This is a genomic window from Lawsonibacter celer, from assembly GCF_014281125.1.
Lineage (GTDB): Bacteria > Bacillota > Clostridia > Oscillospirales > Oscillospiraceae > Lawsonibacter_B > Lawsonibacter_B celer.
In genome coordinates this window covers 665,584-680,555 of the sequence record NZ_JACOEA010000001.1, presented here as the reverse complement: position 1 = coordinate 680,555, position 14,972 = coordinate 665,584, and the positions used below count along the sequence as shown (strand labels likewise).

Genomic DNA, 14,972 nt, shown 5'->3' with positions numbered 1-14,972 from the left:
GCCACGGCGATCCCTCTGCGGAGCATCTCGAACATGGATATTGTGGAGGCCATCGGCGCAGCAGAATAGGAAAAGACACAAAAACAGGGCCGGCATACCTCGGTATGCCGGCCCTGTTTTGGATCACTTACAGAGAGAGAAGCTGGATCTGTTCCCCGTCGGCGGTGGCCTTCATCTGGCTGACGGGAGTGAGATAGCTGTCGATGAGCCTGGTGGCAATCTCGTCCTCCAGGTCCTTCTGAATCTGACGGCGCAGATTGCGGGCGCCGTAGGTCTGAGAGTAGGACTTCTTAACCAGGGCGTCCAGCAGGGCGTCGTCCCAGGTGAAGGCGATGCCTTTCTCTTTGAGGTTGTCCCGGAGCTCGCCCAGCATAATGGAGGCAATGGCCTTGAAGTTTTCCTCCGTGAGCTTGTTGAAGTAGACGATTTCGTCCACCCGGTTGATAAACTCCGGTCGCAGAAAGCTCTCCAGGGCCTTCATGGCCCGCTCACGGCCCTGCTCGTTGGCAGTGCGGCCGAAGCCCACGCTGCCCGAGCCCTTGGCCTCACTGCCCGCGTTGGAGGTCATGACGACGACCGTGTTCTCAAAGTTTACGTTGCGGCCCTGGGCGTCGGTAATGTGGCCGTCGTCCAGAATTTGCAGCAGAATGTTGAGCACATCCGGATGGGCCTTCTCGATCTCATCGAAGAGAATGACGCAGTAGGGCTTGCGGCGTACCTTTTCAGTGAGCTGACCCGCCTCGTCATAGCCCACATAGCCCGGGGGAGAGCCGATAATGCGTGAGACGGCAAACTTCTCCATAAACTCGGACATATCCAGGCGGATCAGGGACTCGGGGGAGTGAAACATATCCAAGGCCAGTTGCTTGACCAGCTCGGTCTTGCCCACACCTGTGGAGCCCACAAAGATGAACGACACGGGCTTGCGCTTGGAGGCGATTCCCACCCGGCCCCGCCGCACGGCGGTAGCCACGGCGTGGACGGCCTCGTCCTGCCCGATGATATGGGTCTTCAGCCGCTCCTCCAGCTTGGCCAGGCGCTCGTACTCTGCCTCCTGGATCTGGCTGGCGGGGATTTTGGTCCACAGCTCGATGACCCGGGCCAGGTGTTCCACGGTCAGGGGTGGGGCGCTCTGGGCGTCCAGCTTGCCCAGCTCCTCCTGAAGCTGGAGCTCCCGGCTCTTGATGGCGGCCAGCTGCTCATAGTCGTGGCCGGAGCCCTCGTCGCTGAGGAGGCTCTCCCGCTCTTCCCGCAGAGCAGTCAGCTCCTTCTGATAGGCGGCCTGACGGCTCTCATTGGCCCGCAAGGCCTCCTGGGTGGCGGGGTTGCCAACCAGAGAGTCGTGCTCTGCGCTGAGCTTGTTCAGCTCCCTACGGATCTCCGTCTGACGGCCCTCATTGTTCTTCAGGGCCGTTTGGCGCTTCACGTCCCGGGCGTTGGATTCTCCCATGAGGGCGTCCCGCTGGTTGCTCAGCAGCTCCAGCTCCTTCTTGACCTCCTGCTCCCGGGCTAGATTTTTGTTGTGCAGATTCACGTCGGAACAGGCCTCATCGATCAGGTCAATGGCCTTGTCGGGCAGGAAACGGTCGGTGATGTACCGCTCGCTCATGGTCACCGCCAGCCGGCAGATTTCCGGGGAAATGGAGACAAAGTGGTATTTCTCATAATAAGGGGCGATGCCCTCAATGATCTTCACACTGTCCTCAATGGAGGGCTCATCCACCATTACGGGCTGGAAGCGCCGCTCCAGGGCGGAGTCCTTCTCAATGTATTTGCGGTACTCGGTGAGGGTAGTGGCGCCGATGACCTGAATTTCCCCTCGGGAGAGGGCAGGCTTGAGGATGTTGGCCGCATTCATGGAGCCCTCGGCGTCCCCGGCGCCCACGATGTTGTGCACCTCGTCGATCACCAGAATGATATTGCCCAGCTTCTTGATCTCCTCAATCAGGCCCTTCATGCGGGACTCAAACTGGCCGCGGAACTGGGTGCCCGCCACCAGGGCGGTCAGATCCAGCAGATAGACCTCCTTGTCCAGCAGCTTGTAGGGAACGTCGCCCTGAAAAATCTTTTGGGCCAGCCCCTCCGCGATGGCGGTTTTGCCCACGCCGGGCTCGCCGATGAGGCAGGGGTTGTTTTTCTGCCGGCGGTTAAGGATCTGAATGGTGCGCTGGATCTCCTCATCCCGGCCAATGATGCGGTCCAGCTTGCCCTCGGCGGCCTTCTGGGTCAGAGAGATGCAGTAATTCTCCAAAAATTTGCGCTTTGGGGGCTTTTCCCCCTTGCCGTTGGGCTTTTCTTTCTCCTCGCGGCCCGGACGTGCGCCCTCCTTGGGGGTGTCGCCGGGCTGTTGAGGCTGCTGCGCCGCGCCGAAGAGCTTGTTCAGGAACGGGAAGGTGGCGGTCTTGCCCTCATCCTCGTCCTCATCGCCGTCGTCGTCGGAGACCATAAGACCCTCCATTCCTTCGGCTCCGCCGAAAGCGGACATCATCTCATTGGTGATGCCCTCCAGGTCCTCGTCGGAGATACCCATCTTCTGCATCATATCTTCAACGGGCTTGATGCCCAGTTCTTTTGCGCATTTCAGGCACAGTCCTTCGCTCTTGGTGCTGCCATTCTCAATCTTTTGAATAAAGATAACGGCCACATTTTTATGGCATCTGGAACAAAGTGTCGGTTGCATGTGTGTCAACTCCTTTTTGGAACAATCGTCCCGGAAAAATAATTCTAACCCGAAATTGTGAACTGCGTATGAATCACAGAGAAATTCCTTAATTTAGCCCGCTCAGCAGGGAAAAGGGATTGGTGGTCATAAAAAAACGCAGCAGATAGGTCTGTTCCACCGCTTCCTCCGGGATAAAATTCCCTAGAAACTGGATGAGCCACGCGGCGATAAAAAGCACGATGCAGCACTGCACCAGCCCGAAGGCCGCGCCCAGGGTCTTGTTGAGAAAATGCAGCCCGGGCAGGCGCGCCACCAGGTCCAGGGCATGGCTGACCAGCCGCCAGAGCAGAAGAATGAGCACAAAGGCCAGCAGAAACAGCGCTAAATAGGCCACCGACTGGGCCATAGCCGCAGCTGCCTTGGCAGCCGCGCTGGCGGCCACCTCGGTCATGCCCTGTTCCACCGCATGATCAATGGTGTTGATGAGGTTTTTATACAGGCCCATATCCCGCAGCGCATCCAGCACGTCGTGGAGCGGATCGTCCGCCTGTGTCCCTGCGCCGCCGTCCGTCTCCTCCGGCGGTAGGGTTTCCTGGGGCTTGGAGTCTGCGATGGATTCATCCAACCGCTTTTCAATGGCCGCGGCAAAGCGGGGCTCCAGCGCGTCGGCCACCATGGGGGAAAGGGTGCGCGCAGCGATGCCGGCGCCTGCAAAGGCCACAACCACGGCCACCAGCCCACACAGGGAGAGGACCAGTCCCCGGTGCGCGCCGCGCACGGCGAATACCACCAGCAGGATCAGGATAATGAGATCAAAAATTAGAAAAACGCCCATAAGGTTCCTCCAGACTTATTGGGGTACATAGAGCTGGGCGGCGCCGTCGCCAATGAGCATGGCCGAGCCGTCAGAGCGCTGCAGCACCTGCCGGGCACCCTGGGTGCCGGAGAGGGTACTATAGAGGTTGAGATCTTGGTCATAGATGTCCAGCCGGTCGGCGGTGAGCACTGCCACATAGCGCCCGGCGGCGGAGAGGGAGAGGACCTGTTCCTCCAGAGGGAGGCTGGCACGGGCCTGACCGGCTTCGTCCGTCACCACCAGCTCCGCGCTGCTGCCGGCCCGGTATTTGCCCAGCAGCAGTGCGGCGGTTCCGTTTCCACCCAGGGAAAAGCCCTTGAGGTAGCGCCCGCCGTAGTCGTATGTGCCAGTCAGACTGCCGTCCGCCGTAGCCAGACTGACTGCTGACTCCCCCAGAGCCCAGACCCCGTCACTGCTCCAGCGCAGATCCAGCACAGCATTGTTTCCAATGGAACAGGAGGCGTCTGGCTGGTCGCTTTCCTCCTTACGGTCCAGCCGGTAAAAATCAATGCGGCTTTCAAATTCCCGCTCTCCCACGCCGATGGTGAGGACAGCCAAAGCGCTGTTGTCCGGCGCGAGTACGGCGTCCATAATAAATCGGCTGGACAGGCTGACCTGCATCACCGGGGTATAGCTGCCGTTGTAGACGGTAACGGCCCCCTTGTAGCCGCTCTCCTGGGCGGTAACGGCCAGCCAGCCGTTCTCATTGACCCGGGCGGAGAGCAGGCTGCGGTTTTCCTCCAGGGTAAGGGAAAAAACCTCGGCGCGGCCGGCGTAGACCCGCAGTTCCTGCCCGCCCGCGTCATAGACCAGCGCGGTCTTGCCGGCTGCGTCCACCACCGGGTTTTCCAAAGCGATGGTGTCTTCCACGTAGACCGTTCCGCTGCCTGAGTAGAGCTTTACTCCCTTTGTGAAGCAGAGGAGCAGATCGCCGTCCACGCTGGCGTAGCGGCTGGAATCGCCGCCATCCACCCGGAAGGACTGGGCCTGGCCGCTGTCGCTGCGCTCCAGATCGCGGTAGGAAAAATAGCGCTTCACCGCGTCCAGATTGAGCCGGTCCCGGTTGACCACCAGCGCAACCGCGCCCAGCACCAGGGCCAGAGTCACCAGAAAAGCCAGCAGACGGACCAACAGATTCGGTTTTCTCTTCTCAGGGGCCTGCGTGTCCCGGCGGTTTTCTTCCATCTTATAAAACATCCTCATTGTACCAGAGTCTGGTCATGTATAGTCCGCCCGGCGGCGCGGTGGGGCCTGCGGCGGTGCGGCATTTACCCTCCAGAATAGCGGGCACGTCGTCTGGGGAAAACTTTCCCTCAGCAGCATAGATGCAGGTGCCCACCATGGCCCGTACCATGTTGTACAAAAAGCCGTCGGCGCATACCTTACATTCAATCAGATCTCCGCTGCGGACTACGTCGAAATAGTGGACCGTGCGCACGGTTGTTTTGGTCTGTGTGCCCACAGAGCGGACAGCGGCGAAATCGTGGGTGCCCACAAAGTGGCTGGCCGCCCGCCGCATCACCGCCTCGTCCAGACGCTTGGGATAGAACCAAGCACGGTTGACATAAAACGCATTCCCCAGCCGGGAATTGTAGATGCGGTAGGTATACTCCTTCTTCAGGCAGGAGCCGATGGCGTTAAACGACTCCGGCACCTCAGTGGCCTTTACCACCACAATGTCCTCGGGCAGGCGGGTATTCACCGCCAGAGGGATGCGCTCACAGGGGATTTTGGAATGGGTGCGGAAATTGGCGATGTAGACCTCCGCGTGGACCCCGGCGTCTGTGCGCCCGGCCCCGGTGCATTTGACCGGATGGCATACCACGGTGGCCAGAGCCTTTTCCAGGGTCTCAGCCACGGTCACGGCGTTTTTTTGGACCTGCCATCCGTGATAGGCCGTGCCTACATACATTAATTTTAGCGCAATGTTCCTCATAAAGCTTTAAACTCTCATAAAAATTTTATAAAGCATGGGTTATAGACCCAAATACCGCAGCACGCCGATTCCCACGCAAAGGGTCAGGCAGCCCGCCAGAAAGGCGATGTCCATGCCCCGCAGCTTCAATTGGCGCAGACGGGTGCGGCCCTCGCCGCCGTGGTAGCAGCGGCACTCCATGGCGGTGGCCAGCTCGTCCGCCCGGCGGAAGGCGGAGATGAACAGGGGCACCAGCAGGGGAAGCAGGGCCTTGGCCTTCTGCATCAGATTGCCGGTGTCAAAGTCCGCGCCCCTGGCCTTTTGGGCGGACATGATCTTATCCGTCTCCTCTATCAGGGTGGGGATGAACCGCAGGGCGATGGACATCATCATGGACAGCTCATGGACCGGCAGGCCGATCCGCTTCAGGGGGCCCAGCAGCCGCTCCAGGCCGTCTGTCAGCATGATGGGGGAGGTGGTGTAGGTGAGCAGGAAGGTACATGTAATCAGCATAAAGATGCGCAGCACCATGAAAACAGCGGCCCAGATACCTTCGGGGTAGATTTTAAAAATCCAGAACTGCACGAGCGGCGTACCGCCTCCGGAGGTATAGAACAGGTTGAGCACCGCAGTAATGATGACAATGACCAGCACGGGCTTCATCCCACGCACAATGGCCTTCAGCCCTACCTTGGATACGGCGATGAGGACGGCCAGAAGCACAAGCAAAATCCCGTAGGAGACCAGCTGTTTGGCCAGGAAGAGGGCCACAATATAGGCTACAGTACCCACCAGCTTGGTGCGGGGATCCAGCCGGTGCAGGACGGTGGAGCCGGGGAAGTACTGCCCCAGCGTAATGTCCTTCAGGGCCATTTACTCCGCCCCCTTTCCCTCGTCAGAAGGAGTATGTTCCATTCCATTTTCAGCCAGGGATGCTGAAAATTCCATATCCGCAGGCTCCTTCTTCCCCTCCCCACAAAGTCGCTGTCCGGCTTTGTGGGGACCCCGATCGAGTTTAGCCAAAATGGCGTCCCTGGCCTGCTCCACGGTGTACACCGACGGGTCGATGTCTACGCCCATAGCGCGCAGCCGGTGGAAGACGCGGGTCATGGCGGGCACGCCCAGGCCCATGCGCGCCAGCTCCGCCCCGTGGGCAAATACCTCCCGGGGCGCGCCGGTAAAGGGAATACGACCGTTTTCCACCACCACCAGACGGTCCACGGTGCGGGCCACCTGGTCCATGGAGTGGGAGACCAGGATGATGGTGGCGTTTTTCGCCCGGTGGTAGTCCCGGATGTTGGAAAGAATGCTTTCCACACCCACCGGGTCCAGACCGGCGGTGGGCTCGTCCAACACCAGCACAGAGGGCTCCATAGCGATGACGCCGGCAATCGCTACCCGCCGCTTTTGGCCGCCGGAAAGCTCAAAGGGGGACTGCTCCAGCGCCTGTTCACTCAGACCCACAAAGGCCGCGGCCTGCCGCACCCGGCGGTCGACTTCACCCTCGTCCAGCCCCATGTTTCTGGGACCGAAGGAGATGTCCTGATAGACCGTCTCCTCAAAGAGCTGATACTCCGGGTACTGAAACACCAGCCCCACCTGAAAGCGTGTCTGGCGGGTGCGCGCTTTGCTCTCCCAGATGTCCCGGCCTTCAAAGCGCACCTGTCCCGAGGTAGGCTTCAAAAGTCCGTTGAGATGCTGGATCAGGGTGGACTTGCCCGAACCGGTGCGCCCGATGACCCCCAGATACTCCCCCCGGTATGCGGTAAAATCCACATCGGTCAGGGCGGCGTGCTCAAAGGGGGTGCCGGCGGAGTAAACATGGGTGAGCTTGTGGGTTTCAAGAATCGCTTCCAAAGCCTTTTCCTTCCTTGCCGCTTAAAAGTTGAAACAGCGCCTGTGCGCACTCCTCGTCGCTCAGGGCGTCCAGGGGGACGTCCAGCCCCGCCTGGCGCAGATGCCACAAAAGCTGAATGGTCTCGGGCACGGTGAGCCCCACGGACTTCAGCTCCTCCACGCGCTGGAACACTGCCCGCGGGGCGCCGTCGGCCACGATCCGGCCGCCGGCCATGACCACCAGCCGGTCGGCCTGGGCGGCCTCGTCCATATGGTGGGTGATGAGCACCACCGTCACCCCGCTCTCCCGGTTCAGCGCCTGAATGGTGCGCAGCACCTCGGCGCGGCCGATGGGGTCCAGCATGGCGGTGGGCTCGTCCAGCACGATGCACCGGGGGCGCATGGCAATGACGCCGGCGATAGCCACCCGTTGCTTTTGGCCGCCGGAGAGGAGGTGGGGTGCGTGCTCCCGGTATTCATACATGTCCACCTGCCTGAGAGCCTCGTCCACCCGGCGGCGGATTTCCTCCGGGGGAACGCCCAGATTCTCCGGGGCGAAGGCCACATCCTCTTCCACCACATTAGCCACAATCTGGTTGTCCGGATTCTGGAATACCATACCCACGGTGCGCCGGATGTCCAGCAGCCGCGCCTCGTCCGCGGTGTCCATACCGTCCACATATACCGCGCCGCCGGTGGGCAGCAGAATAGCGTTCATATGCTTGGCCAGAGTGGATTTTCCGGAGCCGTTGTGACCCAGCACAGCCACAAAAGAGCCCTGCTGGATCTCCAGATTCACCCCGTCCAGCACCAGAAGGGCCACCCCCTCCTCGGAGGGATAGGAGAAGCGCAGATCTTTGGTTTTGATAATCGCCTGGTCCATGAAATTACCTCGTTTGCAGATTCAGGTCCCCGCACGCGTCCGGCAGCCAGAGCTCGTGGGGAGCATTGCGGTACTATGGCGACGCCATCCACCGACCCGTGGCCCCGGCGGGCAGAGCCAGCCCGGTGGCGGAGACGTGCAGGCCCAGCTCCTGGCTCTCGGTGTGACCGCCGAACCGGCGGGAGACGATGGTCTCCAGCAGGTAGGTGAGCACCGAGGCGGAGAGACCGGTGGTGTAGGAGTTGATCAGGAAAAACAGGGGATTGTCCGAGAGGACCCCGGCCACAAGCTCCACAAAAGCAGGCAGATTCTCCTCCAGCTTCCACACCTCTCCGGAGGGGCCGCGGCCATAAGAGGGCGGGTCCATGATAACCGCATCGTACTGCCGCCCCCGACGGATCTCCCGCTCGACAAATTTGCCGCAGTCGTCCACAATCCAGCGGATGGGGGCGCTCTCCAGGCCGGAGGACCTGGCGTTCTCCCTGGCCCAGGCCACCATACCCCGGGCCGCATCCACATGGCACACGGAGGCTCCCGCCGCGGCGCAGGCCGCCGTGGCCCCGCCTGTGTACGCGAACAGATTGAGCACACGGATGGGCCGCCTGGCCGAGCGGATGCGCTCCATGGCGAAATCCCAGTTGGCCGCCTGCTCCGGAAAGAGCCCGGTGTGCTTGAAATTCATAGGTTTGATGTTGAAGATGAGGGGACCATAATCCACACTCCAACGCTCAGGCAGGTCCTTTTTGCTCCACTGTCCGCCGCCCGAGGGGGAGCGCTGATAGCGCCCGTCGCAACGCTGCCAGCCGGGGTGTGTCCCCTCCGGCCGCCAGATTGCCTGGGGATCGGGGCGCACCAGCAGATACTTCCCCCAGCGCTCCAGCCGCTCCCCACCGCCGCAGTCCAGCAGCTCGTAGTCCTTCCAGTGATCAGAAATCCACATATTGTTTTACACGCCCCATAGTCAATGTCATAATCATCCCATTATATCACTAGGCTTTCAGACCGTCAATAATGAGACAACAGTCTCCCTCTACCGTATGACCTGGAGACGACCAGCGGCCAGCCGCCCTTGAAAGCGGTTAGTCTGCATGATATAATATACTTAATATCGTATACGTAATGAATTGGGATATTTGGAGAAAAAAGATGAATTTGGAACGCATAGCAGACAGCACCCATCCGCTGTATCACAGGGCGATGGACCTGTACCGTGGCAGTTTTCCGGCCAGAGGAGAATTTTAGAGGATGATGAGTACCACTTCACACTGGTATGTGATGAAGGTGTCTTTGTGGGTCTGGTTTTGTATTGGGAATGGGAAACGAATATTTACATTGAGCATTTATGCACCCTTCCGGAGGTGCGGAATAAGGGATATGGCCGGAGGGTGTTGTCCATGCTGGAAGAAGCGCACAAGACGCTGATCCTGGAAATTGATCCGCCGGTGGACGAGCTTTCTAGGCGCAGAAAAGGCTTTTATGAGCGTTGCGGTTTTGCGGAGAATCCATATGAGCATATCCATCCGCCCTATCACTGGGGGAATAGCGGGCATGAGCTTGTGGTCATGACTTGGCCGGGGCGGATTTCCCGGGAAGAATACAACGCATTTGCGCGGTATCTTCACGAGCGGGTGATGGACCGGGCGTTTACATAAGAGGATGGTCCACGGGATAGTTGCCTTGGGAGGACGATCCCCTTTTGTGCAGGGGCAGTTTGAGCGATTTCTGGCGGAAATGATTGTGCTGGTGCGGAAATTGTGGTAAAATGACGTTGATTCTATAGAGATGAGGTGCCCGCCATGAGCGCTGTAGAAATGCAGTTCCGGACCGCAGCCTTTGGAGGATTCCAGAAGCAGGATGTGCTGGAGTATATCGACAGGACCAACCGGGAACATACACAACAGATGGAGGCCCTGCGCCAGGAGCTGGAGGAGGCCTCCAAGGCCAGACTGGCAATGGAAGAGGAAAGGGCGGAGTGCGGCCGGACTGCGGAGATTCTGCGGGACCAGGTGGCACAGCTGGAACGGGAAGGGGAGACGCTGCGGCAGGCGGAGGAGCAGGCGCGCCATGACGCGGAGGAGGCCCAGCGGGAGCTGGCCGCCCTTCGGGAGCGACTGGCCGATGCGGAAGAACAGCTGAATCAGGCCCAGGGCCGCATCGCCCAGCTGGAGCCGTCCGCGCAGGCCTATGAAAGACTGAAGGACCGCACTGCGGGGATTGAGCTGGAGGCGCATCAGCGGGCCCAGGGCATCCAGAATGAGGCGGATGAGCGGGCGGACCGTATCCGGGAGGAGACCCGGCAGTGGCTGCAGAAGGTTCAGGAGAGCTATGAGCAGGCACGGGAGGAGCTGCAGCGGACGGTGAACCAGACCTCCGGCGGATTGGAACAGATGAGCCGGACGCTGGAGGGACTGAATACCGTGTTTGCCCAGCAGGGGCAGACGCTATCCGGGATTGTGGAACAGTTTCAGGAGCGGGGGCACCGGATGCCAGAGCCGCTTCCGCTGGAGGAAGCGCTCTGAATAGAGCTGACAAAATAGCCGGGCGCGGGAGGACCTGCCTCCCGCGCCCGGCTTTCTTCTGCTTGTAAAAGGAACGGTGTGCTATACTCCAAACCGCAGCAGCAGTCGGATGAGCCACTGGGGGGTGGAGGGGAGATAGGAGGGAAGCACCCGGAGCAGGGCGTTGATTTCGGATTGATAGCCGTTTTGGCTGATCCGATCGCGCAGGTTCTCCAGAAGGAAGAAGACCGCCGGTCCGCCGGACACGGTTTCCCCGATGGCCACATTGGGGGAGGAGACCGAGCCGCCCACGGCCATAGCGGCGCCGTATACAGCGCCCCCGGCTGCATATAGCCCCACGGCGCACCCGCCGATGGCGAGCAATCCAATGGCGCAGCCGCCGAAGGCCAGCAATCCGAGTGCCAGCCCGCCCAGAGCGGCTGCTCCGCCGGCAATCCCACCCAGGGCCAGCAGTCCGAAGGAGAGGCCACCCGCGCTGATCAGGCCGGCGGAGAGGCCGCCCACAGCCAGCAGGCCGGTGGCCACATTGCCCATGGCGACGACTCCTTTGGCGCGGCATATACCTAGACCCCAGCAAATATGGACCAGAGGAAGGCCGAAGAGGGTGCGGCTGCTCTTATATTCAAAGAGGGGCACAGACATGCCCCGGGCCGGGAAAGCCCGTGAGTGGGAGAGAGCCTCGGATGGGGAACCCTCTGTCCCGAGGATCAAATGGTCCAGGCTGACCTGAAAATAATCGGCCAGCGCGATTAAATTGTCCATATCCGGACGGGATGCGCCGGACTCCCATTTTTGTACCGCTTGGCGGGAGACTCCCACCACATTGGCCAGATCCTCCTGAGAGACGCCCCGTTCCCGGCGCAGGCGATAGAGACGGTTTGGAAAGTTCATGGATTTGTCCTCCTTTGCGGAGCTATTTTAGCAAAACAACTGGCAGCAGCGCCACCAAGAAGGGCGTCCAATCTGACAACCAGCGGTTGCGTAGGGTAAATTGACACCGAATTTAAGGCGGAAGGGCGAGAGAGCCGAACTGAGCACAGCGGCGCGCCCCTCTGGGACGCACCGCTGTGCTCAATTTCAGACCCGCCCAATGTCCCGTCGGAACTGCATACCTGTAAAGTGAATATACTTTGCGGAATGATAGGCGCAGCCGATGGCCTCGGCCAGGTCCCCGCCAGTGGCCGTCACGCCCAGCACACGGCCGCCGCTGGTGAGCACCGCGCCGTCCGGGCCGAGCTTTGTACCGGCGTGAAACACCACTGCGGTCCTGCCGGCCTCCTCCAAACCGGAGATAGGGTAGCCCTTCTCATAGGAGCCGGGGTAGCCGCCGGAAGCCAGCACCAGGCAGCAGGCGGCGGCGTTCTTCCAGCGGATGTCCAGCCGGTCCAGGCTGCCGTCGCGGCAGGCCTCGAAGATCTCCATCAGATCGCTGTCCAGCAGGGAGAGCACAGCCTGGCACTCCGGATCACCAAAGCGGGCATTGTACTCCACTACCTTGGGGCCGTCGGGCGTGAGCATCAGACCGAAGTACAAAACCCCCTGAAAGGGGCGGCCCTCGGCGTTCAGCGCTGCCACAGTGGGGAGAAAAATCTCCTCCATACAGCGCCGGGCGATCTCGGGGGTGTAGTGAGGGGAGGGGGAGATGGCGCCCATGCCGCCGGTGTTGGGACCCTGGTTGCCGTCATAGGCCCGCTTATGGTCCTGACTGGAGGGCATGGGGACAAGGTGCTTCCCATCGCAGAAGGATAGCACCGTCACCTCGGGCCCGGTCATGCACTCCTCGATGACCAGCCTGGAGCCGGCCGCGCCGAACCGGCCGTCCGCCATCATGGAGCGCACCGCGTCCTTGGCCTCGTCCACGCTCTGGGCCACCACCACACCCTTGCCCAGGGCCAGACCGTCCGCCTTGACCACAATAGGCGCGCCCTGGTCCTCCACATAGGCCAGAGCGGCCTCCATATCTGTAAAGGCCTTATACTTTGCGGTTGGGATGTGGTATTTCTCCATCAGATTTTTTGAGAAAATCTTGCTGGCCTCCACAACCGCGGCCGCCGCCTGGGGGCCGAAGGCGGGAATCCCCGCCGCCTCCATAGCGTCTACCATGCCTAGGGCCAGCGGATCATCGGGGGCGACCACGACAAAATCCACGGCGTTTTCCCTGGCCCAGGCCACCATGGCTGCCACATCGGTGGCCGGAATAGCGATACATTCCGCCTGTGCGGCAATACCGCCGTTGCCAGGCGCACAGTAAAGTTTTTTTACTTTGCGGCTTTTGGAGAGGGCCCACACAATGGCGTGCTCCCGCCCGCCGCCGCCTACCACAAGAACCTTCATGGCAAAGCCTCCTTTAGGCTGCGATCAGCAGCTTAATGCCCCACAGCGCCAGCAGGTGCAGCGGGTAAAACCAGTAGAAAAACCATTTGCTCTGCACCCCCAGGCGGCCGTCGTATTGGGCCAGCAGCAGCACAGAGGCACCGGACGCCAGGGTATAGAGGATGCTCAGGGGCATGGTCTGCCTCAGATAGGCGCCCATAAGTTCGGGCTGCAGCACCGGCATGGAGAGCAGGCCGGTCAGCGGCTGATAGACCAAGTAAATGAGGGCCAGCCCGACGCCCAGGCACAGCAGCAGGCGCTTCCGGTTCTCACCGCATAGATAGAGAGAGAATACCAGCATAACGCCTGGAAAGCCGTAGTCCGTGTTCAGCAGCAGGGCCAGCGCGCAGGCCCCCAGCAGGGGGAGAAGAGCCAGTGCGGGGCTGGCGTTCTCCCTCCGGCTCAGCCGCTCAAAGCAGAACACGGCTGCGGCCGCCAGAAAGAACGTGAGGATAACGCTGCCTCCCCGTATGCCGGAGGCCAGGGAAAAGGGCAATTGGGCCACGGCGGAGAAAACGCCCAGCCGCAGCAGATATTTGGGAAAATAGTGGGTGCGGCGGCAGCCTTCGGCTACGAAATAGGCAAAGATGGGGAAGGACAGACGGCCGATATACCGCGGCAGATAGTAGAGCAGGCTCTCCGGCCCCACGAAGCCGCCCATGAGATGGAACACCATATCCGCATGGTCCACCAGCATGAAGAGCGCGGCAAAGTACTTCAGGGCGGCCGCGCTCATGCCAAAGCGCCTTTCCATCAGTGGTGGAACAGCCGCATGCCGGTAAAGGCCATGACGATGCCGTATTTGTTGCAGGTGTCGATGACGTGGTCGTCCCGGATGCTGCCGCCGGGCTGGGCGATGTAGGACACGCCGGACTTGCGGGCCCGCTCCACGTTGTCGCCGAAGGGGAAGAAGGCGTCGGAACCCACACTGACCCTGGTCTGCCGGGCGATCCAGTCCTTTTTCTCCTGGTGCGTGAGGGGCTCAGGGCGGGTGCGGAAGGTGTTCTGCCACACGCCTTCCGCTAGAATATCCTCCCACTCGTCAGAGAGGTACACGTCAATGGCATTGTCCCGGTCCGGGCGGCGGATGTCCTCCACAAACTGGAGTGCAAGCGCCTTGGGGTGCTGCCGCAGCAGCCAGTTGTCCGCCTTGACGCCCGCCAGGCGGGTACAGTGGATGCGGCTCTGTTGGCCCGCGCCCACGCCGATGGCCTGGCCGTCCTTGGCGTAGCAGACCGAGTTGGACTGGGTGTACTTGAGGGTAATCAGGGAGAGCACCAGGTCCCGCTTCGCCTGCTCCGGCAGGTCGCGGTTTTCGGTGACAATGTGCTCCAGCAGGGCGGGGGTGATGGCGAAATCGTTGCGGCCCTGCTCAAAGGTGATGCCGAACACATCCTTGTGCTCCACGGCCCTGGGCACATAGTCCGGGTCCATCTGCACTACGTTGTAGCCGCCCTTGCGCTTGGTTTTGAGGATGGACAGGGCCTCGTCGGTATAGCCGGGGGCGATCACCCCGTCGGACACCTCCAGGGCCAGGTAGCGGGCGGTGGACGCGTCGCACACATCGCTTAGGGCGGCCCAGTCTCCGTAGGAGCACAGGCGGTCGGCCCCCCGGGCCTTTACATAGGCGCAGGCGATGGGGGAGAGGTCCATACCCTCGGCAAAGTAGATCTTCCGCTCCACTTCGCTCAGCGGGGCGCCCACAGCGGCCCCGGCGGGGGAGACGTGCTTGAAGGAGGCCGCGGCGGGCAGGCCGGTGGCGGCCTTGAGCTCCCGGACCAGCTGCCAGGAGTTGAAGGCATCCATAAAGTTGATATAGCCCGGCTTGCCGTTGAGCACCCGGATGGGCAGCTGACCGGACTCCATAAAGATGCGGGCGGGCTTCTGGTTGGGGTTGCAGCCGTATTTCAGTTCCAGTTCCGTCATGT

At 61.1% G+C, this 14,972-nt stretch carries 14 protein-coding genes; 2 read left to right on the top strand and 12 right to left on the bottom strand.

Going from position 1 to position 14,972, the window contains the following annotated elements; all coding sequences use genetic code 11:
• Positions 1 to 127: 127 nt before the first annotated feature.
• From H9Q75_RS03265 to H9Q75_RS03230, 8 genes are all read right to left on the bottom strand, one after another.
• Positions 128 to 2,680, bottom strand: a complete 2,553-nt coding sequence (locus tag H9Q75_RS03265) for an ATP-dependent Clp protease ATP-binding subunit (RefSeq protein ID WP_186564703.1) — start codon at positions 2,678 to 2,680, stop codon at positions 128 to 130.
• 88 nt (positions 2,681 to 2,768) lie between these two features.
• On the bottom strand, positions 2,769 to 3,497 hold the full coding sequence (locus tag H9Q75_RS03260) for a CvpA family protein (protein WP_186564702.1): 729 nt from the start codon (positions 3,495 to 3,497) through the stop codon (positions 2,769 to 2,771).
• Positions 3,498 to 3,512: 15 nt separating this feature from the next.
• Entirely contained in the window at positions 3,513 to 4,703 is a 1,191-nt protein-coding gene (locus H9Q75_RS03255; RefSeq protein WP_186564701.1) for a DUF5711 family protein, read from the bottom strand.
• 1 nt (position 4,704) lies between these two features.
• Positions 4,705 to 5,454, bottom strand: coding sequence for a tRNA pseudouridine(38-40) synthase TruA (gene truA / locus H9Q75_RS03250; RefSeq protein ID WP_186564700.1), 750 nt, complete (start codon positions 5,452 to 5,454; stop codon positions 4,705 to 4,707).
• Between the two features lie 39 nt (positions 5,455 to 5,493).
• Positions 5,494 to 6,306, bottom strand: a complete 813-nt coding sequence (locus tag H9Q75_RS03245; protein ID WP_186564699.1) for an energy-coupling factor transporter transmembrane component T family protein — start codon at positions 6,304 to 6,306, stop codon at positions 5,494 to 5,496.
• Positions 6,307 to 7,290 carry an energy-coupling factor transporter ATPase gene (locus H9Q75_RS03240; RefSeq protein WP_186564698.1) on the bottom strand — a complete coding sequence of 328 codons (984 nt, stop codon included), beginning with the start codon at positions 7,288 to 7,290 and terminating at the stop codon, positions 6,307 to 6,309.
• On the bottom strand, positions 7,274 to 8,152 hold the full coding sequence (locus tag H9Q75_RS03235; RefSeq protein ID WP_186564697.1) for an energy-coupling factor transporter ATPase: 879 nt from the start codon (positions 8,150 to 8,152) through the stop codon (positions 7,274 to 7,276). The genes H9Q75_RS03240 and H9Q75_RS03235 overlap by 17 nt, the downstream gene beginning before the upstream one ends.
• A gap of 73 nt (positions 8,153 to 8,225) precedes the next feature.
• Positions 8,226 to 9,092, bottom strand: a complete 867-nt coding sequence (locus H9Q75_RS03230) for a class I SAM-dependent methyltransferase (RefSeq protein WP_186564696.1) — start codon at positions 9,090 to 9,092, stop codon at positions 8,226 to 8,228.
• A gap of 193 nt (positions 9,093 to 9,285) precedes the next feature.
• On the opposite strand from H9Q75_RS03230, the gene H9Q75_RS03225 reads away from it, so the two are divergent.
• Together H9Q75_RS03225 and H9Q75_RS03220 are read left to right on the top strand one after the other, a co-directional pair.
• Entirely contained in the window at positions 9,286 to 9,804 is a 519-nt protein-coding gene (locus H9Q75_RS03225) for a GNAT family N-acetyltransferase (RefSeq protein ID WP_341480891.1), read from the top strand.
• A 144-nt stretch (positions 9,805 to 9,948) separates the two neighbouring features.
• Entirely contained in the window at positions 9,949 to 10,671 is a 723-nt protein-coding gene (locus tag H9Q75_RS03220; RefSeq protein WP_186564695.1) for a hypothetical protein, read from the top strand.
• A gap of 81 nt (positions 10,672 to 10,752) precedes the next feature.
• Here the strand turns inward: H9Q75_RS03220 and H9Q75_RS03215 are convergent, their stop codons facing one another.
• The 4 genes from H9Q75_RS03215 to H9Q75_RS03200 all read right to left on the bottom strand — a co-directional run bounded on the left by H9Q75_RS03215 (position 10,753) and on the right by H9Q75_RS03200 (position 14,970).
• Positions 10,753 to 11,562 carry a helix-turn-helix domain-containing protein gene (locus H9Q75_RS03215; RefSeq protein ID WP_186564694.1) on the bottom strand — a complete coding sequence of 270 codons (810 nt, stop codon included), beginning with the start codon at positions 11,560 to 11,562 and terminating at the stop codon, positions 10,753 to 10,755.
• 186 nt (positions 11,563 to 11,748) lie between these two features.
• A complete protein-coding gene (purD, locus tag H9Q75_RS03210) occupies positions 11,749 to 13,005 on the bottom strand; it encodes a phosphoribosylamine--glycine ligase (RefSeq protein ID WP_186564693.1) in 1,257 nt (418 codons plus the stop codon).
• A 13-nt stretch (positions 13,006 to 13,018) separates the two neighbouring features.
• A complete protein-coding gene (locus tag H9Q75_RS03205; protein ID WP_243200654.1) occupies positions 13,019 to 13,780 on the bottom strand; it encodes a TraX family protein in 762 nt (253 codons plus the stop codon).
• Positions 13,781 to 13,797: 17 nt separating this feature from the next.
• On the bottom strand, positions 13,798 to 14,970 hold the full coding sequence (locus tag H9Q75_RS03200; protein ID WP_186564692.1) for a phosphoribosylaminoimidazolecarboxamide formyltransferase: 1,173 nt from the start codon (positions 14,968 to 14,970) through the stop codon (positions 13,798 to 13,800).
• Positions 14,971 to 14,972: the final 2 nt, after the last annotated feature.